Source organism: Candidatus Sysuiplasma acidicola, from assembly GCA_019721035.1.
Classification (GTDB): Archaea; Thermoplasmatota; Thermoplasmata; order Sysuiplasmatales; family Sysuiplasmataceae; genus Sysuiplasma; species Sysuiplasma acidicola.
Genome location: JAHEAA010000002.1, coordinates 1 through 26,797, shown reverse-complemented (window position 1 = coordinate 26,797; position 26,797 = coordinate 1). Strand labels below are relative to the sequence as shown.

Genomic DNA, 26,797 nt, shown 5'->3' with positions numbered 1-26,797 from the left:
CCTGGTCCACTTTGATCGTAGGTGATACACTTGAATGAAAACGAAGAGATGCTTCGCTTTCTGGGGCTGCGCTCTGTCGATGATCTGTTCTCAGACATACCGGAAAAGTTTCGAACGGGCAGGCCCGACATACCCGAAGGCATGAGCGAGATGGAAGTCGTTTCGTATTTGAAGAATGTGCTCGACTTGAACGTGAGTTCTGCGGAATACACATCATACGTCGGCGCCGGAGCTTACGACACGTTTGTTCCGGCGCTGGTCCAGCACGTTATAGGGCGCTCCGAGCTTTACACTTCATATACACCCTATCAGGCAGAATTGAGCCAGGGGCTGCTGCAGCTCATATTCGAATACCAGAGCATGATGAGCGAACTCACAGCCATGGACGTTGTCAATGCATCGCTTTATGACGGAGCCAGCGCGACAGGCGAAGCTGCGATGATGTGCACTCGCATTCGGGAGGGTAGCAATTTCCTGATTCCAAGAGCCATGGCGCCATGGAAGAAATCAGTCATAGCCAACTACCTGGTCGGAACAGGAGTTACACTCAGGGAATACGGCTATTCAGCAACAACTGGCCAGGCAAACACTGATGAACTGAGGACCATGGCCAGGGAGGGAGCCTGCGGCGCCTATGTCGAGATGCCGAATTTCCTAGGCATCTACCAGGAGGACATCATGGATATCAAGAACAGCATAGGGAATGTACCGCTTGTGGCCGGTGTTAACCCACTTTCGCTTGCGACAGTAGTTCCTCCCGGAGAGTACGGTGCAGATATCGTCGTTGGAGAGGGGCAGCCGCTTGGCCTCGGACTTAACTTCGGCGGCCCTTATCTCGGCATTTTCGCCTGCAGAAAGGAGCATGTGAGAAAGATGCCCGGCAGAGTCGTCGGCGTGACGGTGGACGGGGAGGGGAGGAGGTCATTCTGCCTCACGCTGCAGGCGAGAGAGCAACACATTAGACGGTCAAAGGCAACGTCCAATGTGTGTACCAATCAGACGCTGCTTTCTGTTGCCGCCTCCGTATACATAGCTGCGATGGGCACCAGAGGACTGAAATCACTCGCTGATACCATAGAGTATAACAGGTCACTCGCGATGGATGCATTTGTGAAGGCGGGTTTCATTGTGCCGTTTCGCGGGTACGGTTTCAATGAATTCGTCTTGAAGACGAACAGCAAACCGGAACACATTGCAAAGGAGATGCTCAGACATCACGTGATTGCGGGCCTGCCGCTCGGCGACATATTGCCGGAACTCGGCAACGCATCCCTCTGGGCTGTAAACGAGAGAACGGATGGTGAAGAAATACGGAAACTGGTCAAAGCAGTCGCATCGGTAAATTGAACTTTTCCCAGGCTCACTGGGAAGAGCCGCTGCTGAACGAGATCGAGGCACCTGCTGTATTCGGTTTCGACAACAAGATCAGGCGGCCCTCAGCCAGAACAGACAAGGGTGTGCTAGAGAGAAAGGTGCTGCACCTCCCCGATGTATCTGAACGATATCTGATGAAACATTACGTCAACCTCTCGCAAATGAATTATTCTGTAGACAACGGCCCTCACCTTCTGGGCTCATGCACAATGAAGTACAATCCAAAGGTTTCAGAGAATATAGCTTCGCTTGAAAAAGTAGCTAGATTACACCCGTTGCAGCCTGTTGAAACTGTTCAGGGCGCACTTCGCATCTTGTATGAGCTCTCACAGGCACTTTGCAGAATATCAGGTATGGATGCAGTGTCGCTGCAGCCTGCCGGTGGCGCACAGGGTGAATTTGCAGGCATGCTCATGACGAAAGCGCACTTCGAGAAAAAAGGCGAGAAGAGGGATACCATACTCGTGCCTGACTCCGCTCACGGCACGAATCCCGCCAGTGCCGCCATGGCAGGTTACGAAGTCCGGGAGCTGCCGTCAAAGGACGGTATGGTCGATGTCGGTCTGCTCAGAAAATCTGTGGATGACAGTGTCGCAGCCATAATGCTGACCAATCCGAACACGCTCGGGCTCTTCGAGGAAGAGGTTGGCGAAATTGCGGACATCATGCACGAGAGGGGTTCGCTGCTCTATTACGACGGAGCTAACATGAACGCCATCATCGGCAAGACGAACCCGGGCGCGATGGGTTTCGACATCGTTCATTTCAACCTCCATAAGACATTCGCGACTCCACACGGCGGCGGTGGGCCCGGGGCCGGCCCTGTCGGCGTAAGGCAGCATCTCGAAAAATTCCTTCCAGTGCCTGTAGTCGTGCACAGAAACGATTCATATGATCTTGATTACAACAGGCCGGAGAGCATAGGCAAACTCCACTCCTTCTATGGCAACTTCGGCATTCTTCTCCGGGCATATGCATACATTCTCATGAACGGCAGCGACGGGCTTGTACACAACAGCGAGACGGCAGTGCTGAATTCCAATTACCTGATGAAGCGCATTTCGTCCGCGTATTCGGTTCCGTACAAGCGGCTGAAGAAACATGAATTTGTAGCCAGCGCATCCGACATCAAGTCAAAGCGAGGCGTCAGCACGCTGGACATTTCCAAGAGGCTCATTGATTATGGCATACATCCTCCGACGATTTATTTCCCACAGATAGTAAGCGAGGCGCTGATGATAGAACCGACGGAAAACCTGTCGAGGGACACACTGGATGAAGTCGCGCGCATGTTCATTGAGACGGCCTCGGAACCTGCGGAAGTGCTGCACACCGCACCCCATTCCACCGGGCGCAGCAGGATAGATGAAGTAAGGGCGGCCAGGAACATGGTGTTCACCTGGAAGGAATTCGAACAAAGGGGGAGCGGGAAGTGAGCGTGCGTCGCGAACCGCGTCCGATGGGGCGCAGGTGATTGCACGCCCCGCAGACCATTCTTCATCGTTTTCGAAGGAATAGACGGAAGCGGCAAGACGACCGTATCGCGGTTCATTTACAACAGATTGAGGAAAGTCTGCAGCGTTAAACTCACATCAGAGCCTTACGACAGAACGATTCTTGCAACGGCGGAGGCCTGCGAGAGGAAATTCGCTGATGCGCCAGTATCAGCAATAGACTGCAGCGCACTGCTGTTCACACACGACCGGGCAGTGCACACGCTCAACATCAGACGGTGGCTGACACAGGGGAAGACGGTGTTGTGTGACAGGTATTTCATGTCTACGATAGCATACCAGGGGGCACAGTACAGATTGAAAGGCGTGGACCGTTCTTCGTGGCTCCGCGCCATAAACAGACCATTCATGGATGCTCCCGACATGCTGATTTACATGGACAGTGATACATCAGTGGCAATCAGCAGGATAAGGAGCAGGGGCGCTCATTCGCCTTTGTTTGAGAACGAACAACTCCTCCGCGAGACCGCCGCGTCGTACAGAAGAGAATACCGTGCATACCGTGGGGCGAAACTGAGCATAAATGCGAACGGACGGGCATCGGAGGTTTGCGAGGAAGTGCTCTACGCAATAAAAAGTGCAATGGAGCTGAGCTGATGCATCCGGCAACCAGAATATTTGGAAACAGGGACAGGAGACTCGGTGGCAACAGGGTACTGCTGTGCATCTCGGGAAGCATAGCTGCGACGGAGACTGTAAAGCTGTCAAGAGAACTCATCAGGCACGGCGCAGAAGTCGTGCCGCTGATGACTGAAGCGGCCACGCGGATTATAAGCAGAGATGCGCTGCGGTTTGCATGCGGCGTGGAGCCTGTCACGGCGCTTACGGGCGAAGTTGAGCACATATCGGCATTTGCCAAAGACAGGCAGAATGCGGTTGTGGTTGCGCCTGCGACTGCCGATGTCCTAAGCAAAATTTCGCACGCAATCGCGGATGACGCCGTTACGACACTCTGCCTGAACGCACTCGGCATGAACGTCCCTGTGATCGTTGCGCCGTCCATGAGCTCGACGATGATGAACAACCCGTTTCTCAAGAGAAATATTGAAAGCCTGAGGAGACAGGGCGTCAACGTGCTCCCGTCCATTATTGCTGAAGACGAGGCGAAGCTTCTCGACAACGCGTTCATCGTCGAGGAGGTGGCAAGATGTTTCTCAACAGGGACACTTAGGAGACGCGGCGTCCTCGTTGTCGGAGGTGCAGGCGAAGAGCAGATTGACGACGTCAGGATGGTGACAAGCAGGAGCACCGGCAGGACGGCGATTGAGATTGCAACTGCCGCCTACGAGCAGAAGGCGAATGTCACATTGTGGTGCGGCAGAATGGACGTTGAAGTGCCTTCGTACCTAAAATGCACGCCGTTCAGGACCCTTTCTGATTTGCGTGCAATGATTGCTGACAGGAAATTCGACATAGTGATCGTTCCTGCGTCCCTGCCGGACTTCATACCCGAAAGGAAGAAAGGAAAGATGCCGTCGACCTCCGACTTACAGCTCAGGCTCAAAAGGGCACCGAAGTTTATCGAAGAAATAAGGGAAAAATGCAAAGTACTGGTCGCATTCAAGGCCGATGTCGGGGACGAGGCGGCCGTTGTGGGCAGCGCCAGAAAGCGGTTGAAGGAAGCGCGGCTTGATATGATAGTTGCAAACAATCTGGCACACGTGCGCGACGACACGACCAGAGCACATCTGATAACGAAAGAAACAGATGAACTCGTTGAAGGCACGAAGAGAGAGCTCGCTGAAATGATTGTTGGTATGCTCCCTTCACTCTGATCAACATTACCGCCTGTTCATTTCGAGAGCGTGAAGAGTTTATGGTCGGACCCGACGTTGAACAGGCCCAGCCTGGCCCCTGCGTCGATCCATCCGTACGCATAGTTGAGGCACGCAAATGCATTCACGAAATCGCCTTCCGAAGCGAAGTGCTTCGAATCGCTGTAATAGTTTTTCGCCATGCTGAGGTAGTCTTCCGCTGCTTTGCGCAGCAGTCCTTCTTCCGGGACGGATATTATCAGCTTTGAAATTGCCTGTTCTGTGATTTCGGTATATCTGCGCAGTTTCTCGTCCGTGATTCTGTCTGTTTTCATGTCACCTTTACACTCTCTCCGCCGTGCTTCGTTTCTCTTCTTCTCACATCGAGCATGATCGGCACCTGAAGTCCTGCGCCTATACCGATGCATACCCCAGTGGCGAGTCTGGGTACCTCCTCCATGAGTTCCTCCGTCAGCCCTTCAATCGAAGTGTAGACTGCCTTCAGATCATTCGGGTTGGTTATCCTGAGTATGAACTGCGTGTTGCACTGGCTCAGCACATTCTTGTCTACCTTTGCCGCCCTCTGCGTTATGACCATCATGCCCAGTCCGAACTTCCTCCCTTCCGCCGCTATTGTCCGTATGATTCTGCTCGCATCAGTCTTGCCCTGCTGTGGGCTGAAATTGTGTGCTTCTTCGAGAACAGCGAGGAGCGGCGGTATCCTGTCCCTCTTTCTCAGTTCAAAGAGCGCGGTGAGTATTCTCCTGACGAAGAGACACTGGATTTCCGGAACTGCTCCCTTCATGTTGAGTATTGTTGCCATGCCGCTGTTCACTATCTCTGTCATTTTCGTTCCTTCGGGCGCAAAAATGTGTGCCTCCTCCAGATTCTTCAGTTCCGCAATGAGCTGGAGAGAGAACTGGCTTTCGTCATTTTCCAGTATCTTCATCAGCGTATCGATGCCGTAGCCGCCCTCCTTCTTTGCCTCCTCTATCGCCGAGGAGAGAATCGAGAGGTGTGCCTTGCTGTCGCCGATAGAAGTGATCGAGAGCAGTTCACGGGCTGTGAAATTCGAGCACGTAAGGCGCAGCTCCCGCGCGCCTTTGTTAATCTCTGTGTTGAATGCAAATTCCACAACATGCTTCCCATAATTGAATACCGCGCCGCCTGCAGGAGCACTCTCCCTGAGCGTCCCGTACTCTCCATGCGGATCGAGTATGAGCACAGTCACTCCGTTCTTCACGAGTTCCTCTATAATGACACCGGCAAGGTAGCTCTTGCCTCCTCCAGTCTTCGCTATAACCGAGATGTGCTTCTGCACCATGGTGTCGATGTCCAGCATCACATGTATGTCGCGGCCTCTGAGTGAGCCGACGTATGCGCCATTCTTCCTGAAACTAAGGCCGAGCGTTGAGGATATGGCTTCATCGGTGGCACGGAATACCTGTGTCCCGGGTGAAACCGGCGTTCCAGGTGAACTGATACCGCCCTTTCCATCCGGATATCCGAATACACGGACAGAGCCGATAGTAGTCCTCTCGAATTGCACGTTCTCCCCGAGGGCTATGCGCTTTGCGCCTTCGTCCGAAAGATCCGTCCTGACTTTTACCTCCTGTACTGTCCCCAGTATCCAACCGTAAGATTCGTGCTGTACCTGGACGTATTCGTTTCTCTCCACATTACCTGTGACGACGAATTCGAATTCATACGTGCCGGCGTTGCCGAACACAATACCGAGTGCTTCCTCTTCAGGACCGGCAAAATGTGTAGAATATGCTGACTCTGCTGACTCGACCATCTACGTGCATCCCGGCAGCCGTATGAACGGGCATTCTTATTTAATTGTCGACTCCTGCTTAGCGCCGTTGCATAAGCGAACAGCACGTTGCCTTTCCTTCTCCCGACAATGCGGCGGTACAGGCAAGATTGATTTATGGGCCTGTCATTGCGTTCAGATCGATTATGCCTGTAAAGGAAGTTCACCTTCTTGAGGACGGTTATCTCGAACTGGATATGGGAATGCTCGTTTACATGAAAACACCCTATTACGGGATAAAATACATGGCAGCGCTCAAGCCGCTGCTTGTCAGGACGGATAACGAAAACATTATTGTTGATACGGGCATCGCTCCACTGCCGGACAGTCTCGCAAAACATGTGAGATATACGAAGAAGAAGGATATTGTCGGAAGTCTTTCCGAATTTGGCCTCACTCCTGATGATATTACAATCGTGGTTAACACACACCTGCACATGGATCACTGCGGGAACAACAGGTTATTCAGAAAAGCGAGATATTTTGTCCAGAAACAGGAATTGCATTATGCAAACAATCCTGATCGGTGGATGAGAGGGGGCTACGTCAGGGAGTTTTTCAACGAATTGCAATTCGAGCTGGTGGACGGGGACAGCAACATAGCTTCGGGCCTGAATGTGATTGAGACGCCGGGCCATACACCGGGCCATCAATCTGTAGTCATAGAGGCCGGCGGCAAACGGATTGTATACATGGGTGATGCATGTCCCCTGATGGAAAATCTTGAGCGCCGTGATGTGACAGGAATAATGTATGATCCGAAGAGTGAGCTAGCGTCCATAGACAGGCTGCGGGCGATCGGCGGAGATTACATAGCTAGTCACGATCTTCTGCAGATGAAATACGATCTGGTCGTCGTCGGCTGATTCCCTTCAGCCAGGCTCTGGCAACGTTCCTCATCAGGACTGCAGATGTCACAGGCCCTACGCCACCGGGTACAGGTGTCATTACTCCAGCGATCGGAAAAGCGGAGTCGAAGTCGACGTCACCGGTGATATCCTGTCTGCGTTCAGATCCCTGCACCGGCAATGGATTGATGCCCACGTCTATCACCGTTGCACCGCTCCGTATCATTTCTCCCGTCACGAGATGTGCCCTGCCTGCCGCAGCCACCAGGATGTCTGCCTGTCTGGTGTATTTCGCTATGTCGTCGGTCGCCGAATGACATAATGTGACTGTCGCATCGGCGTACTGTCCGCGCATCAGCAGCAGACTCGCCAACGGCTTTCCGACGGTGAGACTCCTTCCTATTATCACGACATGCTTTTTCGACGTAACTATGTGCTCGTGTTTCAGTATCTCTATCACGGCCTCAGCGGTCGCAGGGGCAAACATCGGCTTTCCGGAAAACAGCATTCCGCGGCTAACGCTGGTAAGGCAGTCAACATCCTTCTCCGGCGGAATGGCAGCACTCAATCTGTCGATGTCGAATCCCGGCGGTGTTGGCGCATGTATCATTATCGCATTCACATTTGCGTCGTTTGCACCCTTTCGGAGGAGGTCCGTGACCTCCCCCTCGTCTGCCTCGGCACCAAAGTGTGCTCTCCTGAATTCGATGCCGGTGTAAGCCGCCTCCTTCTCTTTCTGCCTGGCATAACTTTCCACCGAAGGATCGTTTCCGATGCTAACAGTCAGAATAACCGGTTTCGAACTGCCTCCACCGGCGCTGAGCAGTTCAATCGTCCCCGCCCTTATCGATGCCGCGATCTTCTTTCCATCTATCGTCCTGCAGCTATGCATGTCTGCCATCTCAATGTCTGAAAAGTCTTATCCCTGTAAAGACCATTGCCATGTCGTTCTCATCTGCCGCCCTTATGACTTCAGCATCCCTTATTGAGCCGCCAGGCTGCATCACAGCCGTAACCCCGCCATTGGCAGCCTCGTCGATGCCGTCCCGGAAAGGAAAATAAGCGTCAGAGCCCATGACGCTGCCCCGCGACTTTCCACAGCTCTTCGAGACAGCTATTTTCACGGCGTCAACCCGGCTGCTCTGACCGGCGCCGATGCCCACGGTCTTTGTTCCGCTTGCAAGCACAATGGCATTGGACCAGAGAAACCGCACGATTCTTGTGGCGAAGAGCAAACCGGCCATCTCCTCATCTGTGGGGGCTCTTTTTGTTACGATCTTCAAATCACTATTCAGGACCTCTGGGGTCTCAACCGATTGGACCAGATATCCGCCGATCACCCGTCTGACATCAAAATTACTGCCTTCCCGAGCAGGTTTCCCGCGATATGTTATGATGCGCAGCTTCTTTTTCTTTCTTAATATTCCAAGCGCTTCAGTGTCGTAACCAGGGGCAACTATGACCTCTACAAATTTCCCCGAGAGATAACTCGCGCTTTCTGCATTCAAGTTCCTGTTCACGGCAATCACAGAACCATACGCGGACAGGGTATCCGTTTCAAACGCACTCGAAAGTGCCTTGAAGGCATCGTCGGCTGTCGCGACGCCACAGGGATTGGCGTGCTTGACGACCACAGCACCAGGCAATGAGAACCCGGATATCAGCTCGACTGCCATGTTGACATCGAGCAGATTGTTGTACGATAGTTCTTTTCCACCATCTATTTCGGCAGAGAGTATGGAATCGTCGCCGCTGTTCCATTTTGTGTATGAGGCGGCCCGCTGGTACGGGTTTTCGCCGTACTTCAGTCCCGTCTTCAGAGCACCGTTCAGTGTGAGTCTCTCAGGAAATCCGTCAATGCCGAGCATCCCGGAAAGTGCTTCTGCGATCACGCTGTCATAGTATGCAGTCTTACGATAGGCGGAGATACAGAGCTCTCTGAGCAGATGATCTGAAAAAGAGCCGCCGTTTTTTTCGAGGTCCTGTACGACTTCCTTAAACTGCCGCTTCTCGGTTACAACAGCAACGTTCTGGAAATTCTTTGCCGCAGCTCTGATGAGAGAAACACCACCTATGTCTATATTTTCGAGCATGTGCTCCAGCCTGCGATTTGGCTCCCTGACAGCAGATTCGAAGGGATAGAGATCCGAAACCACAATGTCTATCGGCGGCATGTTGAGCGAAGAGAGTTGTTTCATATGCTCAGGGTCGCCGCGTACCGCGAGTATCGACGCGAAGATGGACGGATGAAGTGTCTTCACCCGCCCATCAAGGAGATTTGAAAAGCCTGTTATGTCAGAAATGCGCCTGACGTTTATACCATGCGTTTCCAGATACGCGCCTGTGCTGTCGGTTGCATAAAAGCCGATGCCGAATTTTTGAAGCTCGAGGGCAAACTCCCCCAATCCCTGTTTGTCGTGAACGCTGAAAAGTGCGTTCAGCGGCCTAATGAAAAACGCCTCCTCTTTGCACTCTGATTACCCTGATTGAAATGATGACACCGATTTAAAGGTTGTTTCAGAAATGAATGAAGAGACAATCGGTTTCTCCTACCTTCTGGAGGTGAAAATATATCTGGCTGGGACGTTTCTCTTCAGGCCCGTCCAGTACTTGCATCCGTTGCAAATGTAGCCGAGCGTCACGGTACCTCCATAAACAGTCATGTTTCTCAACCGTTTGAGTCTAGAGCCGCATATTGGGCACTTGTGAGGGAGACTGCTGTATCTCTCTTCCTTATATTTCAATTCGAGTTCGACCAGTTTCCTGGATATTGCGATTTTTCTGATTCTCTTGTCGCTTACAATATAACTGCTTTCCTCCCCTTTGATTTTCTGTCTTACCAGTTCACCAAGCTTCCTCTGAGAATTCACCACTCCGTGTTCATTGAGGCACGATATGATTGCCTTTGCGATGTCTTCTTCGCTCGGTAGCTTGTGCGACATTACACTGCCACCCATGAAATACACCATAATCTAACTTTCAGGACAGTTCTTTTGAAAAATACGTTAATCAGTTCGAAAATCGAAGAAACAGTGCATTCAATAACCAGGGCGTGCCTGGGGAAATGCATATCAGATTCCTGCCGAAATTTTTCACTTGCAGTCTCCAAACGGAAAACATCCACAATGTTCTCACATTGGAGAATTTAAACCCTGTGCCTAGACTCCTTCCTAATGCAAGATCACGCAGAAGTGAGGACTGGCTGTATTAGACCCATCAATATGCCTGTTGGAAGGCGTTCTATCAATTGCAAGCATCAGAACCAACGGGAGTAATCCATCGATTAAATTGCAATTAACAGTCATGACCTGAGTATAATATCTCAGAGCGCAATGAATCGCCTGATGGCCTCGGCTGGATTTCCGGAACGAAAGACAGCCGTCCCTGCAACGAGCTCGTGTGCGCCAGCACTTAGCAGCAGTTTCCCATTCTCGAGGTCAACACCGCCGTCTATCGATATTATCGCTCTCAGGCCCTCCCTGTCTATGTACCTGCGTGCCTCCTCGACCTTGGGTATCATTTCAGGCATGAATTTCTGCCCGCCAAAGCCTGGATTGATTGTCATTATGAGCAGAAGATCCGCGTCAGCAATGTAATCGTGCACTTTCACTATTGGTGTTTCCGGATTCACGGCCACACCTCGTCTCTTGCCGCAGTCTGCAATGAGTTTCAGCGTCTTCCGCATATCGTGCTTTGCTTCAGGATGAACTATCAGAAGGTCTGAACCTGCATCCGAAAATTGAGGTATGAACTTGTCCGGCCTTTCAATCATAAGATGAGTATCGAAACGCAGTTTCGTGGCATCTCTGATAGATTTGACAAGTGCTGGTCCGAACGTCAGATTTGGCACGAAATGCCCGTCCATGACATCTATATGGACGCTGCTGGCTCCAGCAGCGTCAATCATTCTGACTTCGGAACGAAGGTTTCCAAAATCGCTGGAAAGTATGGAGGGTGAGATGCTAGACAAATTGTCTCTTCTCCGTGGGTGTGCATGAAATCATCCAACTATTAAAGTTTCTGACAAGAGAAGTTTCGCGCCCAAAATATGAAATATGCCCTTCCTTGCGCGATGAAGTATTGTTCCTCCCGCACGTCTACTGATTCAGATGGTACACCAAAGTGAAAACTGAGGTAGAATAAACATATACACTGAAGCGGCAAGACGACACCTTTTAATGGGAAGAGTATGTCACCTACTGTTCCTTGAGCGAAGAAGTGACACACAGCTCATCAGAACACATGGATGGATGAATTGTCAGTCAAACACATAGGCTTCCAGGGAGAGCACGGTGCATACAGCGAACAGGCAATATTCGATCACTTCGGGCAAGATGTTGAGCCCGTCCCGCTGAGAACTGTCAGTGATGTATTCAGGGCAGTCGAAAATGGCGAAACGGAAGCAGGGGTAGTACCAGTTGAGAACTCTATCGGGGGAAATATCTATGAAACGTACGACATGCTTGCAGAAACGACATTGAATATTACTGGCGAAATCGTGCTGAAAATCGAACACTGCCTAATAGGCCTTCACGGAGCGCACCTTTCAGAGATCCGGACTGTGTACTCACACCCCCAGGCGATTGAGCAGTGCAGGGAATTTCTTACCCGGCTTGGAGTCAAGATGGTGGGAACCTACGACACAGCTGGAAGCGTACGCATGATAAAGGAAAAGGGCATGAAGGACGGCGCGGCGATAGCCGGTGAGCAAAACGCAGCACTGTACGGTCTTTCAGTCATAGAGAAAGGCATAGAGGGAAAGAGCGCGAACTACACCCGGTTCCTGATCCTGTCCAGGGACTCTCAACATGTAGCTGAACAGGCAAAGACATCGCTCATATTTTCAGTGGACCACACACCAGGATCTTTATACAAGGCACTGGCGCCTTTTGCGGAACTGGGCATCAATCTGTGCAAGGTCGAGTCGAGACCAAAGAAAGGGCATCCCTGGGAATACCACCTATTCATGGATTTCGAAGGAAACATGGATGATGAAGCATGCATAAACGCAGTCAGACGGTTGCGCGGCCTTTCACAGTATGTAAAAGTGCTTGGATCATATCCGATGGCGCTCCCTCCGAAAAGCAATAATGCTATCTGAATAACTCTGTGCGTTTAGATTTTTCAGCCCTGCTGCGTAAATCGAAAATATAATAGCGGCTTTACCGATACATACCGGAATGCCAGACGATGTCGAAAGGGTCCGCAAATATATTGCTGAACGGGGCCTGCCCGCAGAAATTGTAACGTTCGCAGAGAGCACCGAGAGTTCGGAACTCGCTGCAGCCGCACTGGGTTGCAGCGTGGCTGAAATTGCGAAATCCGTTGTTTTCACAGGCGCAGGGACGTTTGTCGTTGTTGTTTCAGGAGACATGAGAGTAAGCACATCGAAACTTTCATCTGCACTGGGCTCAAAGGTCAGATTGGCACCGAGGAATGAGGTGAAAAAACTCACGGGATATACTGCCGGTGGGGTTCCGCCGTTTCCGCACAACGGCGAGGTGCGCACGCTGATTGACACATCACTCAAACGATTCAAACACGTTTGGACTGCGGGCGGTGAAACAAACTCAGTCTTCAGGATTCCGGTTAAAAGGCTCATCGAACTCGCCGGAGGCGCAGAGGTCAGTGTATCGGAGCAGCTTGCAGATAAAAGCTGAAATTGCAACACAATTATGTCACAAACAGAGACGTTGTTTCCTGAAGGCAGTGTATCGTGGATTATTGCAGTTACGGAGTCTGAAACCACGCCGCATCATGAGTAGAGCAATGGCACGGCGCTTAGCATAAAAATGGATTTCAATCTCGTTCGAAGACAACATTGATGCTTGACTCGAACTGAAGTTTTTAAAAATATACGGATGCACAAAGCAATATACCTGTTCCATCACGATTCCCCCGAAACCGACCGTTTGCTGCGCTGTGCAACTCACAGAAAAAAGCGTACAGAAAAGTTTAAAAAGCAAGCTACTATGTCGCATACAGATGAACAATTGCACGACTGCTTCAGCTGTTTTTGTCTCGCATGATGCAGCCTTGCTTTTGTTGAACTGAGAGACACAGACTGCGATCAGTCTGTTGTCTCTCTATCATTCCAGGTGGTATTTTTGAGAAGTGAATACTCAGCTACTGAACGTTCCGCCCATGTGCGGATTGGAAACAATGTGCCTGCAGAGATAGAACCGTACGCAACAGACATCGGCGACGCCACGACTCCTTTCGGCAGAGGTGCTGTAAGCATACTTGACACCACACTGAGGGATGGCGAACAGACGCCGGGCATATCTCTCACGGAAAGACAGAAGATGGACATAGCAAGAATGCTAGATGACCTCGGCGTAAATACAATTGAAGCGGGTTTCCCGATAACATCAGCGGGAGAGCAGAAGGCCGTAAGTATGATTGCATCCTCGGAACTCGATGCCAAAGTGACATGCCTGGCACGCGCAGAGATAAGGGACATCGAAAAGGCGATTGACTGCGGCGTAGGCGGCATACACATCTTCATTTCATCATCAGACATACACCTGAGAGACCAGCTGAGAATTTCGCGTGAAGAGATGATGAAGAAGGCCGTGGATGCGGTCGAATTTGCAAAGGCACACGGCCTTGAGATTGAGTTCTCCGCGATGGATGCTACACGGACAGACACGTCTCACCTAATCGAAGTGGCACGTGTCGTGAGGGATGCCGGTGCAACAATGTTCGACATAGCGGACACGGTTGGCATATGTACACCTGAAAGAATGAGAGCACTGGTACGGGCCATCTTCGCCACTGGCATTGACGTCAGCGTACACTGCCACAATGATTTTGGACTGGCTGTAGCCAACAGCATTTCGGCTGTGGAGGCCGGTGCGAAGCAAGTGCACACAACTCTCATAGGCATAGGGGAAAGAGCGGGCAATACATCGCTCGAGGAGTTCGTGATGGCCGCGCAGAGGCTCTACGGTTTCAGTACGGGCATCAGGATCGGTAGGCTCGCAGAAGCGTGCAATTTCGTTTCAGAGATCACGGGATTCCCCATATCGGTCAACAAGCCGATTGTCGGGACCAACGCATTCGGCCACAAATCGGGCATACATACCCAGGGCATCATGGAAAATCCACTCACATATGAACCGTTCGATCCTGGCATCGTCGGAAGAGGCAGGTGGATGCAGGCGGGAAAGCACTCTGGGAGGCACGGCATTGCCGCGCAGCTCAATGCGCTGAACATCAGCCTTGGACCGAAGGAACTGGGTTGGGTGGTCAGGAAGGTTAAGGAGAGGGGAGACAACGGAAGCATCACTTCCACAGACGAACTGGTGCAGCTGGCACAGGCGGCCAGACAGACAGTGACAGGCGAGATTGCCATGCATGACGGAGGCGTATAAATGAAGCGAACCGCAGTGGAGAAGATAGTCTCCAGGGCCATGGGGAGGGATGTCCGTGCGGGAGAGAAAATAGATGCGCTGCCGGTGGACAGGCTCTATCTTAATGAGGTCATCGCGCCTCCTGCGATTCTAAACTTCGACAGGGATTTCGGTCAAATATTCAGGGAAGCGGGGAAGAAGCCGTATGTGTTTGATCGTTCGAGAGTGAACTTCTTCCCGGACCACAGCGTTCCCTCCTGTTCCGAAAGCGTGAGCAGGGGAATCGGACTGATGCACGAATTCTCCTCGCAGACAGGCGTGAAGATGTATCATGAAGGAGACGGGATAGAACATACCGTTGCAGGAGAAGAGGGGTTTGTTCTTCCCGGTGAAATAGCTGTGGCGACTGACTCTCACACGTGCACTCAGGGCGGACTTGGAGCTCTTGCCTTCGGCATAGGCACCACCGAAGCAAATCATGCTCTGGCAAACGGAGAACTGTATTCATTTACGGTGCCGGAGACCATACTCTTTTCGATTTCGGGCAAACTGGGAAGAGGTGTTTTTCCAAAGGATCTGATACTGCACATTCTTGGCATGATGGGAGAGGGCGGCTGTTCCAGGAGGGTTGCGGAGTTTTCTGGTGATACTGTCTCCGCCATGGAGATGGACGGCAGATTCACCATGTGCAATCTTTCTGTCGAAATGGGAGCGCGCAGCGCGTTGGTGAATCCCGACCACATTACGGCAGAATACGTCAGGCAGGCTTTCGTAAACACAGGCAGGCATTTCGACGAACATGCAATGATTAATGCGCGGACCAGCGACGCCGATGCAGACTACGCAGGAAGGGTGGATATTGACGCATCCACTGTCGAACCTACGGTGTCACTTCCACACTCACCCGCTAATGCGAAACCGGTCAGCGAGGTGCACGATGAGATTGACACAGTTTTCATAGGCTCCTGCGCAAATGCAAGAAAAACTGATCTTGAAATTGTGGCGCGCATACTCAGGGGAAGACGGGTGAGCAGCAGCGTGAACCTGATTGTGATACCGGCAAGCAGGAGGGTGTTCAACTGGGCCGCTTCGAACGGCATTCTCTCAGCTATAGCGGATGCTGGGGCAAACATAGAGTCGTCGAACTGCGGACCCTGCTTCGGCAAGCACATGGGTGTTCTCGGTCCGGGAAACAGATGCCTAAGCACAAGCAACAGGAATTACAGAGGCAGGATGGGTGCCGATGACGCGTTCATCTACCTGTCCTCTCCGGCGGTGGCAGCTGCATCGGCATTGGAGGGAAGAATAACAGATCCTAGGAATTACATCGGTGATGACGCTTGAAACTTAAAGGCAGAATAGTGAGAAAATTCGGGAACAACATAAATACAGACTTCATCATACCCGCGAATCTGCTTCAGGAAAGCTGGGAAGGCAGCTTCTTCGCGGAGCATGCATTCGAAAAGTATGATCCAGGCTTTGCGGCGGCGTGCAGGAAGAATGAACGGAACATAGTTGTGGCAGGAGAGAACTTCGGTTGCGGCAGCTCCAGAGAGCAGGCAGTGTATTCACTGAAATTCAATAATGTCGTGGCCGTAATAGCCTTGTCCTTTCCGGATATATTTTACAGAAACGCCGTCAACAACGGCCTTCCGCTGCTTAAAGCACAGAGTGTTGATGAGATGAGTCCCGGGCAGGAGATTGAGATAAATTTGGAGGACAGGATCGTGCTTTCGGAATCCGGCGAACGCCTATCGTCGCTTCTCGTGGATGACAAGGAGCTGGAAGTCGTCATGCGCGGCGGCAATTTGGGAATGGCCAGGAGCAGACTCAAAGAAAGACTCTCTTCCGGAAGGTAGGGTAAAGACGTGCCACTGAACATTGCGATCATGGAAGGGGACGGTATCGGACCCGAAGTTATGAGGGCAGTATACCCGATCATTGAAGCAGTAGCAGATAAATTCAGCTTCGAAGTCAAACTGGAGAGCGCGGACGCCGGCGATCGGGTAAAGAATGCCTCCGGCACGGCGCTGCCTGAGCGCTCACTGGAAATTATTCGTTCATCGGATGCCTGCCTCAAGGCTCCTGTCGGTCAGTGCGCTGCGGAGGTCATAGTGAAACTGAGACAACTGCTCGATTTGTATGCAAATATAAGGCCAGCCAGGAATCTGCCCGGCGTCGCTTCTGTCTGCAGCAACGTCGATCTCGTGGTCGTCAGGGAGAACACGGAAGATCTCTACAGGGGGATGGAATTTGAATTTGAAGGCGGGGCCCTGGCATTGAGACTGATCACACAAAAGGCAACAGCAAGGGTTGCGGAATACGCTTCGAAGCTCGCGGCCGGAAGAAACAGGGGGAAGAGGGTCACATGCGTGCACAAGTCAAATGTGCTTAAGGTAACGGATGGACTCTTTTCAAGAACATGCCGGGAGACGGTGTCAAAGTTCGGAGGCGTGAGATATGACGAAATGCTCGTCGATGCTGCCGCCATGAATCTGGTGCGGGACCCGGCAGCATTTGATATCATAGTCACATCGAATCTTTATGGTGACATACTTTCAGATGAGGCGGCGCAGGTTGTCGGCGGTCTGGGCTTCGCACCTTCAGCAAATATAGGGGAGGAGCATGCCATATTCGAACCTGTTCACGGCTCTGCCTTTGACATAGCAGGGCGTGACGTGGCCAACCCCGTTGCACTCATACTGTCAGGCGCCATGATGTTCAGGCACCTGTCCATGAAGAAAGCGGCCAGTGAGTACTCCGGAGCGGCTGAAGCCATCGAGGCTGCAGTGTCGGAACTTCTGTCGAAAGGTATCAGTACGCCGGACGCAGGGGGGTCGTGCACGACGTCGCAGTTCGGTAAGGCAGTGGCGAAAGCCATCAGAGAGACGCACGATTCAGCCTAGGCACCGTACTTCTCATTCCACCCTGCATATCCTTTCAGCAGCGGCATCAGTTCCAGGCCCTTAAGCCAGTTGAGCGATCCGGTGGAAGCGCTGATTTCATCGAACGCCGGAATGCCGTCCGGACGCAGACCACTGGCAAAAACCATGAGCGGGACAGGATCGCATGTGTGTTCTTTCGCAGAAACGGGCGTCGAATGGTCTCCGGTGATTGCCAGAACAACGTCATCTCCAGCCTTACTTATTATGTCGCCGAGCATTGCGTCCGTCCTCTGCAGTATGTCCACTTTACCGCGAGCGTTGCCGTCATGTCCTGCAATATCAGTGGGCTTGACATGCACCAGGACAAAATCCTTTTCTCTGAGCATCGCCAGAGCAGCCTTGCCCTTGGCTCTCAGATTCGTATCCATACCGGCGGTAGCGCCCGGAGGCGTGACAACTTCTCCGCCAAGAGCCTTGCACAGCCCTATTATCAGGCCCTCTGCGGCAACCGCGCCGAATTTAAGACCGTGCTTCTCTCTGAATGGTTCGATTGAGGGGAATGTGCCGCCGCTGCGCGCAACCACCGCATTGGCAGGCGGCAGGCCCTGTTTGATTCTATCCCTGTTTATCGCGCTGTCTGAAAATGCTTTGCCTGCGATTCTTGTGAATTCATTGAGTATCTTTGCCGTTTTAGCCGAAGCGGCGTCTTTACCCTTTGAAAGCTGCAGTGGCATGCCGGTACTGCCAGGGTCTGTGTCGCTGACCTTTGGTCCTAGCCCCTTGCCGCCGATGACTAGCACGCACCGGTGCTCGGTGCTCTCCTTAAATCGCACGTGCGCTCCGTTTATATGCATATCGGAGACGAGCGATGCGAGCTCAGCGGTCTCCGGCTCCCGAATCCTTCCGGCCCGTCTGTCAGTGATGACTCCCTTCCCGTCGACTGTTGCGAAATTACACCTGAAAGCTACTTCCCCGGGTTTCAGTTTCATGCCTGCACCCAGTGCTTCAAACGGGCCCCTCCCTGTATAGAAATCCCGCGGATCGTAGCCCAGCAGGGAAAGGTGCGATGTGTCGCTGCCAGGCACAATGCCAGGTGAGATGGTGTAAATGAGTCCATGCATCGCTTTTCCCGCAAGCATGTCAATGTTCGGCTTCAAGGCAGCCTGCAGCGGCGTCTTACCACCAAGATCCGGCGTAGGCCTGTCACCGAGGCCGTCGCACACTATTAACAATATTTTTCGTTTCATCATTTCATCTCCGCGTTGTGTGGCGCTCCCATGCCTCAGAAGGCAGACGATCATATACGCTCGTGTCAGTGACGCCGCTCTTCTTTTTAGAGATGATATTCCTTACCTGCGCCACGTTTAGTTCCCAGTAGTAGATGCGCCACATCTTGCCGTTCGGTATCATCGTCTCCTCCCAGTCACTGGACAGTATGCCTGCATCATGTAGCAGATAGAACACCTTTCTGTCGTCGGGCTCTAGCGCGTTGTCTATTACCTGCAGGTCAAAGCCGAAATACGAGAGCACCATCTCTGCTATCCCGTCTGATTCTGCCGGGCTCAAACCGGTCTTTGCCTGAATGGCTGCAGAAAGTATTTCGGCATTCACCAGGTCATTGGCTTTAGGCACCACGTTATGCACACCGTCTTCTTTGTTCACAGCATTAACGCAAACTCAGAATTAAATCTAGCCCATCTGACGTGCCCTGCCATCCGGCAGGAATTCCAATACGGACAGGCTAGAAATAAGTAGTGATTGAGTTTTGTACGCTGAAACCTGGCAGTTGCCTGAAGGTGCAAAATATGGAAAAAGAACAGTACCCTAAGGGAAGAATAGGCGATATCTCATGCCTGGGCATCTGTCACCCCACAGAAGATCCGGAGAAAGTAGTGACGGCCATACGTAACCTTCTCGGACCTGATGCAAGATTTGAACTGGTAGTCGCAGAGTCGCACTTTGGTCTGCCCATGAAGCTGGTCACTGGACGAACGGAAGGCAATGCGGCGTTCACACATATACTATCAAGATTGACAGGGAAAGATATTGATCAACTACTTAATCAGCTGGACCAGAGGATGGATGATTCGAACAGACTTCATATGAGATTTGACAAGCAGTCTGCCTTTGCCGATGCTCCGGTACTGTACTCGTCGGCGGACCCGGCATCTAGGAAACAAAGGGATTCTGTAGACATTGAAATACGTCTCATCACATATCCAGGGAAAAGAGAGACTGCAATCGGCTTCATCAGTAGATTAATAGACGAGGTACGGAATAAGCAGGGGTAGCCAAGACTGGCCAAAGGCGCAAGGCTTAGGACCTTGTCCAGCAGTGGTTCGCCGGTTCGAATCCGGCCTCCTGCATCAGCATTCTTCGTCTGCGATTCTCCGCTCAACCTCATGAAGACGTATCAGACACATTCATGAGGAGAGATGCAGTCTTGCAGGTTTCCGCAACGGTGGTGATTGAATTGTGTAATGCAAATATTTACTACTAGTAGTAAAAGCATTAATTCATAAAGTGCGATAATCGCATGAGGCAGTGCAGACGAATGAAAAAATAAGCATATCTCTCGATGAAAATATAATCAAACTAATAGATGCGGAGATAGGAGACGTTCCAAGAAGCAAGTACATTGAGAATGTGCTCAAGACAGCCGGTTCCCTGTTTGAGGCTTTGTGGATATTTTCAGATGAGTTTGAAAACATTACGAAATTGGAAAGATGACTTACAGCTCACACATCACAGCCTCTGGGTAGACCCCTGCACAAGCATGAAGGATATCTGTCTGTTACAGAGAATGCCCTGCGCTTCTATAACGATAAGATGGATCTCTTGTTCATTATAGAAAAGCGCTCAATAAAGGACATAACTGTGACGTGCGGTGAGAGATTCAGAGATTCACGTGGACTCATACCACCGCTCAAAGTTGTGCTAGAAAACAAGGTAATATATCTTTTCACCAAGACCATTGGCAGGAGACGATTGGGAGGGGGCTGGATGTTCAAAGGGGAAAATGAAGCTCTGGAAATGTGGTTTGTAGGTGATCCGCATGCCTGAACGCTTAGTTTGCAGGTTCGTAAACCAGGCGGCAATCACATTCAAACTCTCAGCATAACCGACGATGGAATCTGCAACTATCGAAATGTGTTAATTAGACCTTCACTTCTTCAGCCATTAGGAGAGCCGTTACACAGATCAAAAAGAAAGCACCGGATGTTCCGTAGGATTGTCACTCTTTGAAGGAAATATAATCCTTCATAATCCTGCCAAGTTCCTTTGTTGTGGGATTTTCCGAAACCAGCAGTTGTTCGGCAACATTTGCCCTGCTCGCGGTCGACTTGTTCTGGTTCAGCTTTGTAACACCCTCAAGCTTTTCAATCGCTATGCTGAAACCAACTGTCGCCTTCAACAAACTCCTGAAAGGCTCATCGCCCAGACTTTCTATCAAGTTAGCATCGCTGCGATAGAAACTCAGCAGTCCTGCAACAACCTCTCTTGTTCCTGCATCATCGAGCACACTTGCAGTTCCAGTGACGTGCACCGCGACGTAGTTCCACGTCGGCACCTGATTCTTCTCGATATACCACGAAGGCGATATATACGCATGCGGACCTTGAAAAACAACCAGGACTTTCTGCGAGTCCATGTCCTTCCATTGCGGATTGGCCCTTGCCATGTGCCCAAGAAGGACATCATGATCGTCTGCCTTCTCTGCGTAGATGAATGGGGTGTGCGTCGCCCATGGGGCATCCTCATGCCGTGAGAACATCACACCGAATGAATTCTTACGGATGAATTCAACCTTAGCATGTTTTCCTTCCATGATGTAATATTTTGGTACGTACACAAGCACTAGTGAGGATTAGATAGAATAAGACGTTTATGTCGGATGCTGAACATGTCTTTTCGAGTCCAGTCGCTTTAGCACGTCGAAAGTTAAGTGGAAATGGATTTCTCCCCCGAGTGCATTCAACTCGCAGGGAGGTTGGTTGCGGCTACGCAATCACTGAAAGTTAAAGAACGGACCTTCGACGCTGAATAGTGACGCCTGCATGAATGCGGACTCTGTGCCTGTGACTGCGTGCCCTGGCGTCTGCTCGTGCCCCACATCGCTCATGCTCTGCAGGTCGTATCTTATTTCCTCCGCTATGTCGGTATTGAGGTAGCTCGCGATCTGGTCCGTTATGTGCTGGCAGACTGCCGTGATGATCTTTGATATGCCGTTCTGTATGATCTTGAAACCCTCTTCAACCGTAAGGTCCTCGGAAATCTCAGTCAGTTTGTTGTTATCTATGACTACGACGGCATCCGACATGACTCTCAGTTCCCTGAGCGTCTCCTCGCAATGCGGTCTCATCTCCTCCGCGAAGGGCTGTATGCCTACAGAGAGGACAGTCAGATTCATCTCCTTGGCCACTTTTGAAACAACAGGCGCCACTACCGAACCGAATGTTCCACCCAGGCCGACAACCACGAAAACGATGTCTGAATTTGACAGTTTCTCCCGTATCGCTCCGCCGTAAAGCTCTTCGATTGCATCCATGTCTTCCGGCCTGATCAACAGCGCCGAACTGCACGAAATCGAGCAGAGCCTGTCCTGATTATCATTAAGGGCTATCGTTTCTATGCCGGGGTGGTCCCAGTATAGCCCCTCGACCACATTGTTGCCCGCGCCGCCGCAGCCAACAACGCATACTTTGGGTTCTCCGATTCCGCCCACAATGGACACATCCATTCCTTCCTGGATGAACTCTCCGAATTCAGACATTTGTCTCCTCCTTTATTTATCCGAAATATCCCGAAGGTGCCCATTGTTTAGGAACTGTACGTGCATCCCATCCCTTCTGACAGCCGCTAAACTCTTTCCCTTCTCAGTGCTCGCGGTCCACTTGCACCAGCTTTTCCCTCATGTCACAGATAGACTCCATGACTTTCTCGAGCCTGTTCTCCCTGTTTATGGTGTAAGTCTTCATGATGTAGCTTATCGCATCCTTCAAGGACACGAATAATCCGTTCTTCACCATCTGCTCGAGCAAATCCGCTTCAGCCGGGGCAAGAACAACCATCACCCTTTTTCCCCGCTCTTGATCTGCCTGAGAGTCATCAGACAGTTTCTCACCGTTCTCCTCGGTGATAAACCGTCTTATCGACACTCTTGCGAGCTGGGACCTGTTGGCGATATCCGGATGCGTATCCAGGAATTCGTCGATGGTCCTAATCTCGTGGTCGTCAAGACGCAGAGATATCCGGTTGTCCGACATTATGCTACACTCCTTCGGGTATTTGCGAAGTGAAGATAACAGTCGGATAGTATATAATATTTTTGTTGTGCGTCGTACATTGTATGACGATTCGTCAGCCAGTGAGTTCCAGCGATGCGTTTCGAGTCACCAAGACAGGCGTTCGAAGTGCATTCTGTGACGTTCTTATGCCCCTGGGTGCATCCACCGGCGGTACTTCGATGGCATTCAGACAAAAAGTTTGCTCATGATGAGAAGAGGACAGTATGTGTGCATGACGTTTCGGCCAACGGCACTATGAATCCAAATGTGGCTGTTTCACAATAGTGTTAATGAAGCTGAGAAAACGGCGATTTCAGAAGAGATGGCAGTGCTGCCTGACCCAACGATAACCACATCACCCTCGCTCGCATGCATCTCCCCGAACACGGCATTTTCGAGTTCCCTGTCGTTTACATGCTTCATTTCAGGCGGTATATAGAGGCCCTTCTTCCTTACAATCAGCGTGGTGGCACCAACACCGCCATTGCGAACAGCCTCGTCCCTCTGCATTATGCCGTTCGTCACACGTTTTGAAGCGGATTTGACAACGGCGACACTCGAATGACCCGAGAGAGAAAGGCTGCAGTTTTGTATGCCCATTATCGCGATAGGCAGAGAGGAGATAACACGTTTCCCTTCAGATGTCACGACGTTGCCGGAATTGTTTCTTGCAATAAGCGAGTTCGTTTCCAGATCATCCAGCAGAGTCCTTATGCTTCCCTCACCGATCCCGATCTCAGAGGCAAGTTTCGCTCTTCCTGTCCTTCCTGCTTTGTCAATCAGCGTCAGTGCTTTAAAATAATGAAAGGGGCCAAATTTCCTTCCTGGCCCCTTTTCCGATTTGCCGCCCATACGGAGCAGTTCAGAAAACCGATAGTTCATCCCTTATTATTCTCTGTGTTACATACTTATCTGTGTTGTCTAGGTATTCCGATAGTATGCTTTCTGCCTCGCTTGACCATCTGCCGGGTTTCACGCCGTTGCCCAGTATCATATCTACATTGCTGGAGAGCGGTTCCGAAACGGGCTTGCCAATCTGTGAGAGTATCCTGACATTAGCCTCGATAACATCTCCTCCTGCAACCTCGCACACCTTCGCGGCCACCTGGTTTGAGAGCAGATTGTATATCTTGCCAACGTGTGTAACAGGATTCTTGCCTGCAGCTGCCTCAAGACTCATCGGCCTGAAAGGTGTGATCAGCCCGTTCACCCTGTTACCCCTTCCGACGGAGCCATCGTCCCCATTCTCCATTGATAGGCCAGTGACGGTATTGTAGTATATGCCACTCTCATAATCATCCGCGGTATTGACATTGACGACCACTTCACGGGAGGTGATGCGCACCGCAAAGTCTAGTACCTTCTCGCGCAGCTCTTCCTTGACGCTAACGTAGTGATCTCTGTCTCGAATGCGTCTGCCGATCATGGCGACGGCACATGTAACGACAATCCTGTCACCCCGCCTCGAGGTCATAACCTTGACATCTTTGCCGGCACCAGGTATGCTCTTCTTCAGTTCGCCGTTGATATATCTTTCAGTTTCTAGCGTAATACGCTCTGCTTCAGTAAACGGCGCGAAACCGACACCAAAACTTGTGTCATTGGCAAGGAGCTTCTGTGTCTCGTACACTCCCCTGAGGTCCACCGAGCCCGGTCCAATTTTCGTAGCAATGATGACATCCTTCTCGGTGTTGAGTTCGCCGAATGTATTCTTAAGGTAATTTCTTGCAGCCTCCTCGGCAATATCCTTGACCGGGACTTTGGTGCCGTTAACCGAGTCAGTCGCTCTTCCGACAAGAAGGATGTACACAGGCTCCGTTATGACACCGCCGCCGAACGCGGGAGTTGCCTGACCGCCGACTATCTGGCACTCATCGGTATTGTGGTGCAGAACTCTGCCGAAATTCTTCAAGTAATATCTGCTCAGCGCCCTGCTCACCTGCTCCGATATGCCGTCAGCCACACTGTCTGGATGGCCAATGCCCTTCCTCTCCACCATCTCCGTCTCTTTCTTCTCAACAGGCTCGGATTTCAGATCTCTGACTGTGATATTCTTTGCCAAATTACTAACTCCCTTGTAACCTCTTTTAACGCTCCGATATTTTGATCGTTAATAGCTGTTTGTCCGAAATGTATTCCATATGGAATATCCAGTTCAAGAGGCACATACGAACAGCTTATTCATTTTCTTGGAACGTATCTCAGGAAATCTCTTGCAACAAATGATGACGGGAAGATGCTCCTTGCCTGCTCGCTAAGCAGGCCAGGGTCATCATATCTTCCCCCGATGTGTGTAAGGTACAGTCTCCCGACCTCTGCCTGCTTTGCCGTCTCTGCCGCCTCCACACATGTCGAGTGCTTCGTTTCAAGCGCTCTATAGCGCAGCCCGCTGTCGAAGGTGGAATCGAAAACAAGAACGCTCACCATATGCATGAATTCCGTGATTCCTGCAGTGGGCCTTGTATCCACGGCGTAGCCTACTGAGGGGCCGGGGCGAGGAGGGCCCATTACCATCTCCGGCCTGATTACTTTCCCGTTAACTGTGACAGACATACCCTTTTGGAGCCTGCTGAACAGCGGCCCTGGCTGAACACCGAGTCTGCGCGCCTTTCCCGGATGGAATCTGCCCGGTCTGTCCTTCTCCTGCACCCTGAATGCGAGAGAAGGAGCATTGTGTTCCGAATCGATGGCGCGGAGTGTGAACTTCCCCAGGTCGACAGCACGGACTCTCCCGTCATGCATTTCAACAGCACGTATCGGGAACGTGTTATTCAGCAGGCCCGCAGTTCGCATCGCCTTCAGAAGGCGGACCAGCCCTGCAGGTCCGAAAAACGTCAGCTCCTCCTTTCTTCCGGAAAATTGCATGGACTGTACGAGCCCCGGTATACCGAGCATATGATCACCGTGGAAGTGAGAGAGTGCTATCCATCTCACCTTCATGTACGAACGGCCTGAAAGCATCAATTGCCGCTGAGTTCCCTCTCCGCAGTCAAGCAGCATCATCCTGCTGTCATCCAGTATCACTGCAGTGGATGAAACATTGCGCTTCCTGGAAGGCAAGGTTGCACCAGTACCGAGAAAAAGCACTTCCACAACATTCTCTCCTTGAGAGGCTGAAACTGTCACAGCTCACTGTCGTTTCAGGTTACCATGCAAGTCTGTCCAGTTCACGTTCCGCCTTCGTTGCCTTTTTGTATTCTTTGTAATGATATTTGCAGAGATGTGCCCTGCCACTGGCGTTTCCCTCCAGCGAAAGCTTTGCCTTTTTATCTGCTTCCCTGGCCGAAACTGATTTCATAGCAGGTTCCCCGCAACCGGCAACCGAACATGATTCTGTCGAGCCCTTTCTTAATGCGTGCCTTTCAGCCATCGCTTTGGAAAGATACATACACATTAATAAATCAATGCAGCACCGGGGGAGTGGGACATAAGTCGCCCACGGGCTATCTCTTGAGAACGATAACATAGGCTCTTTTGCCTATGTATTTCTTCGGTGCATCGAGCTTTGCAGAGTTGCCGAACTTTGTGATCTTCCGCTCATAGAATACCTCAACCTCGTCTTTCAGCAGTATCGTGCCCTCATCCACCTTTATTTCGCGCGACATGTTATGACCGTCAGAGCATGGACAACGTGCGTTTAAGCAGATTGCCCGTCTGTCTGCATATGGATATTGATGGATATCCATATATACCTTTGCGACCATTACTGTTTGTGCTGACAAACGAGCAGCTCGACCGTTTCCGCAGTGAATTCGATTTCCTTGTGAAGAAGTACAGGGAACAGTACGCCAGGCACACCGCAAGGGACTGGAGTGAGTATGAGCAGTCATATGAACAGCGGATAAAGTGTGCTGCAAGGGAACTGTACACTGTTGTGAAGAGTGCATCGTCAATCATACTGTCTGCTGACGGCGGCACGGGCAGGCCGCCGAAGGTGACGCCCGAGCAGAAGGTCGTCATACT

Annotated in this window: 31 protein-coding genes and 1 tRNA gene; 16 read left to right on the top strand and 16 right to left on the bottom strand. The window is 51.3% G+C overall.

Features of this window, described 5'->3' with window-relative positions; translation table 11 throughout:
* The first annotated feature begins 30 nt into the window (after nucleotides 1–30).
* The 4 genes from gcvPA to coaBC all read left to right on the top strand — a co-directional run bounded on the left by gcvPA (nucleotide 31) and on the right by coaBC (nucleotide 4,663).
* Nucleotides 31–1,347, top strand: a complete 1,317-nt coding sequence (gene gcvPA / locus KIS30_01070; protein MBX8645340.1) for an aminomethyl-transferring glycine dehydrogenase subunit GcvPA — start codon at nucleotides 31–33, stop codon at nucleotides 1,345–1,347.
* The gene (gcvPB, locus tag KIS30_01065; GenBank protein ID MBX8645339.1) at nucleotides 1,344–2,810 is read left to right on the top strand and encodes an aminomethyl-transferring glycine dehydrogenase subunit GcvPB; all 1,467 of its coding nucleotides are present in this window, start codon (nucleotides 1,344–1,346) and stop codon (nucleotides 2,808–2,810) included. The genes gcvPA and gcvPB overlap by 4 nt, the downstream gene beginning before the upstream one ends.
* Before the next feature lie 63 nt (nucleotides 2,811–2,873).
* The gene (gene tmk / locus KIS30_01060) at nucleotides 2,874–3,485 is read left to right on the top strand and encodes a dTMP kinase (GenBank protein MBX8645338.1); all 612 of its coding nucleotides are present in this window, start codon (nucleotides 2,874–2,876) and stop codon (nucleotides 3,483–3,485) included.
* Nucleotides 3,485–4,663 (top strand): bifunctional phosphopantothenoylcysteine decarboxylase/phosphopantothenate--cysteine ligase CoaBC, encoded by a 1,179-nt coding sequence (coaBC, locus tag KIS30_01055; protein ID MBX8645337.1) that lies wholly within the window; start codon nucleotides 3,485–3,487, stop codon nucleotides 4,661–4,663. Before tmk ends, coaBC begins: the two co-directional genes overlap by 1 nt.
* Before the next feature lie 17 nt (nucleotides 4,664–4,680).
* Here coaBC and KIS30_01050 read toward each other — a convergent pair whose 3' ends face one another.
* Together KIS30_01050 and KIS30_01045 are read right to left on the bottom strand one after the other, a co-directional pair.
* Nucleotides 4,681–4,977, bottom strand: a complete 297-nt coding sequence (locus KIS30_01050) for a DUF357 domain-containing protein (protein ID MBX8645336.1) — start codon at nucleotides 4,975–4,977, stop codon at nucleotides 4,681–4,683.
* Nucleotides 4,974–6,440, bottom strand: a complete 1,467-nt coding sequence (locus tag KIS30_01045) for an ATP-binding protein (protein MBX8645335.1) — start codon at nucleotides 6,438–6,440, stop codon at nucleotides 4,974–4,976. Before KIS30_01045 ends, KIS30_01050 begins: the two co-directional genes overlap by 4 nt.
* Nucleotides 6,441–6,604: 164 nt before the next feature.
* On the opposite strand from KIS30_01045, the gene KIS30_01040 reads away from it, so the two are divergent.
* Nucleotides 6,605–7,324 (top strand): N-acyl homoserine lactonase family protein, encoded by a 720-nt coding sequence (locus tag KIS30_01040; protein MBX8645334.1) that lies wholly within the window; start codon nucleotides 6,605–6,607, stop codon nucleotides 7,322–7,324.
* Here KIS30_01040 and KIS30_01035 read toward each other — a convergent pair.
* From KIS30_01035 to rpe, 4 genes are all read right to left on the bottom strand, one after another.
* The gene (locus KIS30_01035) at nucleotides 7,275–8,207 is read right to left on the bottom strand and encodes a bifunctional 5,10-methylenetetrahydrofolate dehydrogenase/5,10-methenyltetrahydrofolate cyclohydrolase (GenBank protein ID MBX8645333.1); all 933 of its coding nucleotides are present in this window, start codon (nucleotides 8,205–8,207) and stop codon (nucleotides 7,275–7,277) included. The genes KIS30_01040 and KIS30_01035 overlap by 50 nt on opposite strands.
* A 1-nt stretch (nucleotide 8,208) precedes the next feature.
* Nucleotides 8,209–9,711, bottom strand: coding sequence for a bifunctional phosphoribosylaminoimidazolecarboxamide formyltransferase/IMP cyclohydrolase (gene purH, locus KIS30_01030; protein MBX8645332.1), 1,503 nt, complete (start codon nucleotides 9,709–9,711; stop codon nucleotides 8,209–8,211).
* A 144-nt stretch (nucleotides 9,712–9,855) separates the two neighbouring features.
* A complete protein-coding gene (locus KIS30_01025; GenBank protein ID MBX8645331.1) occupies nucleotides 9,856–10,263 on the bottom strand; it encodes a hypothetical protein in 408 nt (135 codons plus the stop codon).
* Nucleotides 10,264–10,628: 365 nt separating this feature from the next.
* Nucleotides 10,629–11,276: a ribulose-phosphate 3-epimerase gene (gene rpe / locus KIS30_01020; GenBank protein MBX8645330.1), complete on the bottom strand. Its 648-nt coding sequence runs from the start codon at nucleotides 11,274–11,276 to the stop codon at nucleotides 10,629–10,631.
* 276 nt (nucleotides 11,277–11,552) lie between these two features.
* On the opposite strand from rpe, the gene pheA reads away from it, so the two are divergent.
* The 6 genes from pheA (at nucleotide 11,553) to KIS30_00990 (ending at nucleotide 17,567) form a co-directional block, all read left to right on the top strand.
* Nucleotides 11,553–12,407, top strand: a complete 855-nt coding sequence (gene pheA, locus KIS30_01015) for a prephenate dehydratase (GenBank protein MBX8645329.1) — start codon at nucleotides 11,553–11,555, stop codon at nucleotides 12,405–12,407.
* 79 nt (nucleotides 12,408–12,486) lie between these two features.
* Nucleotides 12,487–12,966 carry a YbaK/EbsC family protein gene (locus KIS30_01010; GenBank protein MBX8645328.1) on the top strand — a complete coding sequence of 160 codons (480 nt, stop codon included), beginning with the start codon at nucleotides 12,487–12,489 and terminating at the stop codon, nucleotides 12,964–12,966.
* Between the two features lie 516 nt (nucleotides 12,967–13,482).
* Complete coding sequence (locus KIS30_01005) at nucleotides 13,483–14,682, top strand: homoaconitate hydratase (GenBank protein ID MBX8645327.1); 1,200 nt, start codon at nucleotides 13,483–13,485, stop codon at nucleotides 14,680–14,682.
* On the top strand, nucleotides 14,683–16,005 hold the full coding sequence (locus KIS30_01000) for a 3-isopropylmalate dehydratase large subunit (protein MBX8645326.1): 1,323 nt from the start codon (nucleotides 14,683–14,685) through the stop codon (nucleotides 16,003–16,005).
* The gene (locus KIS30_00995; GenBank protein MBX8645325.1) at nucleotides 16,002–16,520 is read left to right on the top strand and encodes a 3-isopropylmalate dehydratase; all 519 of its coding nucleotides are present in this window, start codon (nucleotides 16,002–16,004) and stop codon (nucleotides 16,518–16,520) included. The genes KIS30_01000 and KIS30_00995 overlap by 4 nt, the downstream gene beginning before the upstream one ends.
* Nucleotides 16,521–16,550: 30 nt before the next feature.
* Nucleotides 16,551–17,567, top strand: coding sequence for an isocitrate/isopropylmalate dehydrogenase family protein (locus KIS30_00990; GenBank protein ID MBX8645324.1), 1,017 nt, complete (start codon nucleotides 16,551–16,553; stop codon nucleotides 17,565–17,567).
* Here the strand turns inward: KIS30_00990 and KIS30_00985 are convergent.
* Nucleotides 17,564–18,796 carry a 2,3-bisphosphoglycerate-independent phosphoglycerate mutase gene (locus KIS30_00985; protein MBX8645323.1) on the bottom strand — a complete coding sequence of 411 codons (1,233 nt, stop codon included), beginning with the start codon at nucleotides 18,794–18,796 and terminating at the stop codon, nucleotides 17,564–17,566. The genes KIS30_00990 and KIS30_00985 overlap by 4 nt on opposite strands.
* A gap of 1 nt (nucleotide 18,797) precedes the next feature.
* Nucleotides 18,798–19,208, bottom strand: coding sequence for a hypothetical protein (locus KIS30_00980; GenBank protein ID MBX8645322.1), 411 nt, complete (start codon nucleotides 19,206–19,208; stop codon nucleotides 18,798–18,800).
* A 143-nt stretch (nucleotides 19,209–19,351) separates the two neighbouring features.
* Here KIS30_00980 and KIS30_00975 point away from each other — a divergent pair, with 143 nt between their 5' ends.
* From KIS30_00975 to KIS30_00960, 4 genes are all read left to right on the top strand, one after another.
* The gene (locus tag KIS30_00975) at nucleotides 19,352–19,837 is read left to right on the top strand and encodes a hypothetical protein (protein ID MBX8645321.1); all 486 of its coding nucleotides are present in this window, start codon (nucleotides 19,352–19,354) and stop codon (nucleotides 19,835–19,837) included.
* Nucleotides 19,828–19,912, top strand: a tRNA-Leu gene (locus KIS30_00970). The genes KIS30_00975 and KIS30_00970 overlap by 10 nt, the downstream gene beginning before the upstream one ends.
* Nucleotides 19,913–20,090: 178 nt before the next feature.
* Complete coding sequence (locus tag KIS30_00965; protein ID MBX8645320.1) at nucleotides 20,091–20,276, top strand: hypothetical protein; 186 nt, start codon at nucleotides 20,091–20,093, stop codon at nucleotides 20,274–20,276.
* Between the two features lie 99 nt (nucleotides 20,277–20,375).
* Nucleotides 20,376–20,609 (top strand): hypothetical protein, encoded by a 234-nt coding sequence (locus KIS30_00960; GenBank protein ID MBX8645319.1) that lies wholly within the window; start codon nucleotides 20,376–20,378, stop codon nucleotides 20,607–20,609.
* A gap of 172 nt (nucleotides 20,610–20,781) precedes the next feature.
* On the opposite strand, the gene KIS30_00955 is transcribed toward KIS30_00960, so the two are convergent.
* The 8 genes from KIS30_00955 to KIS30_00920 form a co-directional block, all read right to left on the bottom strand.
* Nucleotides 20,782–21,399, bottom strand: coding sequence for an FMN-binding negative transcriptional regulator (locus KIS30_00955; GenBank protein MBX8645318.1), 618 nt, complete (start codon nucleotides 21,397–21,399; stop codon nucleotides 20,782–20,784).
* Between the two features lie 156 nt (nucleotides 21,400–21,555).
* Nucleotides 21,556–22,320 (bottom strand): hypothetical protein, encoded by a 765-nt coding sequence (locus tag KIS30_00950; GenBank protein ID MBX8645317.1) that lies wholly within the window; start codon nucleotides 22,318–22,320, stop codon nucleotides 21,556–21,558.
* Nucleotides 22,321–22,423: 103 nt separating this feature from the next.
* Entirely contained in the window at nucleotides 22,424–22,813 is a 390-nt protein-coding gene (locus KIS30_00945) for a hypothetical protein (GenBank protein MBX8645316.1), read from the bottom strand.
* Between the two features lie 297 nt (nucleotides 22,814–23,110).
* Complete coding sequence (locus KIS30_00940) at nucleotides 23,111–23,716, bottom strand: hypothetical protein (GenBank protein MBX8645315.1); 606 nt, start codon at nucleotides 23,714–23,716, stop codon at nucleotides 23,111–23,113.
* Nucleotides 23,697–24,896, bottom strand: coding sequence for a methionine adenosyltransferase (locus tag KIS30_00935; GenBank protein ID MBX8645314.1), 1,200 nt, complete (start codon nucleotides 24,894–24,896; stop codon nucleotides 23,697–23,699). Before KIS30_00935 ends, KIS30_00940 begins: the two co-directional genes overlap by 20 nt.
* 119 nt (nucleotides 24,897–25,015) lie before the next feature.
* A complete protein-coding gene (gene rnz, locus KIS30_00930) occupies nucleotides 25,016–25,927 on the bottom strand; it encodes a ribonuclease Z (GenBank protein MBX8645313.1) in 912 nt (303 codons plus the stop codon).
* 52 nt (nucleotides 25,928–25,979) lie between these two features.
* Nucleotides 25,980–26,132 (bottom strand): hypothetical protein, encoded by a 153-nt coding sequence (locus tag KIS30_00925; GenBank protein ID MBX8645312.1) that lies wholly within the window; start codon nucleotides 26,130–26,132, stop codon nucleotides 25,980–25,982.
* Between the two features lie 145 nt (nucleotides 26,133–26,277).
* A complete protein-coding gene (locus KIS30_00920; GenBank protein MBX8645311.1) occupies nucleotides 26,278–26,439 on the bottom strand; it encodes a DUF2080 family transposase-associated protein in 162 nt (53 codons plus the stop codon).
* 107 nt (nucleotides 26,440–26,546) lie between these two features.
* Here KIS30_00920 and KIS30_00915 point away from each other — a divergent pair.
* Nucleotides 26,547–26,797 (top strand): hypothetical protein (locus tag KIS30_00915; GenBank protein MBX8645310.1); only part of this gene is annotated, 251 nt, incomplete at its 3' end.

Excerpts from the sequence above, each read along its gene's own strand:
- KIS30_01035 (MBX8645333.1), bottom strand. The coding sequence starts at position 8,207 with ATGGCAGACATGCATAGCTGCAGGACGATAGATGGAAAGAAGATCGCG.
- KIS30_00920 (MBX8645311.1), bottom strand. The coding sequence starts at position 26,439 with ATGTCGCGCGAAATAAAGGTGGATGAGGGCACGATACTGCTGAAAGAC.
- KIS30_01040 (MBX8645334.1), top strand. The coding sequence starts at position 6,605 with ATGCCTGTAAAGGAAGTTCACCTTCTTGAGGACGGTTATCTCGAACTG.
- KIS30_01010 (MBX8645328.1), top strand. The coding sequence starts at position 12,487 with ATGCCAGACGATGTCGAAAGGGTCCGCAAATATATTGCTGAACGGGGC.
- KIS30_01025 (MBX8645331.1), bottom strand. The coding sequence starts at position 10,263 with ATGGGTGGCAGTGTAATGTCGCACAAGCTACCGAGCGAAGAAGACATC.
- KIS30_01000 (MBX8645326.1), top strand. The coding sequence starts at position 14,683 with ATGAAGCGAACCGCAGTGGAGAAGATAGTCTCCAGGGCCATGGGGAGG.
- KIS30_00975 (MBX8645321.1), top strand. The coding sequence starts at position 19,352 with ATGGAAAAAGAACAGTACCCTAAGGGAAGAATAGGCGATATCTCATGC.
- KIS30_00945 (MBX8645316.1), bottom strand. The coding sequence starts at position 22,813 with ATGTCGGACAACCGGATATCTCTGCGTCTTGACGACCACGAGATTAGG.
- KIS30_01050 (MBX8645336.1), bottom strand. The coding sequence starts at position 4,977 with ATGAAAACAGACAGAATCACGGACGAGAAACTGCGCAGATATACCGAA.
- KIS30_00960 (MBX8645319.1), top strand. The coding sequence starts at position 20,376 with ATGGATCTCTTGTTCATTATAGAAAAGCGCTCAATAAAGGACATAACT.
- KIS30_00940 (MBX8645315.1), bottom strand. The coding sequence starts at position 23,716 with ATGAACTATCGGTTTTCTGAACTGCTCCGTATGGGCGGCAAATCGGAA.
- KIS30_00990 (MBX8645324.1), top strand. The coding sequence starts at position 16,551 with ATGGAAGGGGACGGTATCGGACCCGAAGTTATGAGGGCAGTATACCCG.
- coaBC (MBX8645337.1), top strand. The coding sequence starts at position 3,485 with ATGCATCCGGCAACCAGAATATTTGGAAACAGGGACAGGAGACTCGGT.
- KIS30_00950 (MBX8645317.1), bottom strand. The coding sequence starts at position 22,320 with ATGTCTGAATTCGGAGAGTTCATCCAGGAAGGAATGGATGTGTCCATT.
- KIS30_00925 (MBX8645312.1), bottom strand. The coding sequence starts at position 26,132 with ATGAAATCAGTTTCGGCCAGGGAAGCAGATAAAAAGGCAAAGCTTTCG.
- pheA (MBX8645329.1), top strand. The coding sequence starts at position 11,553 with ATGGATGAATTGTCAGTCAAACACATAGGCTTCCAGGGAGAGCACGGT.
- KIS30_00985 (MBX8645323.1), bottom strand. The coding sequence starts at position 18,796 with ATGATGAAACGAAAAATATTGTTAATAGTGTGCGACGGCCTCGGTGAC.
- KIS30_01045 (MBX8645335.1), bottom strand. The coding sequence starts at position 6,440 with ATGGTCGAGTCAGCAGAGTCAGCATATTCTACACATTTTGCCGGTCCT.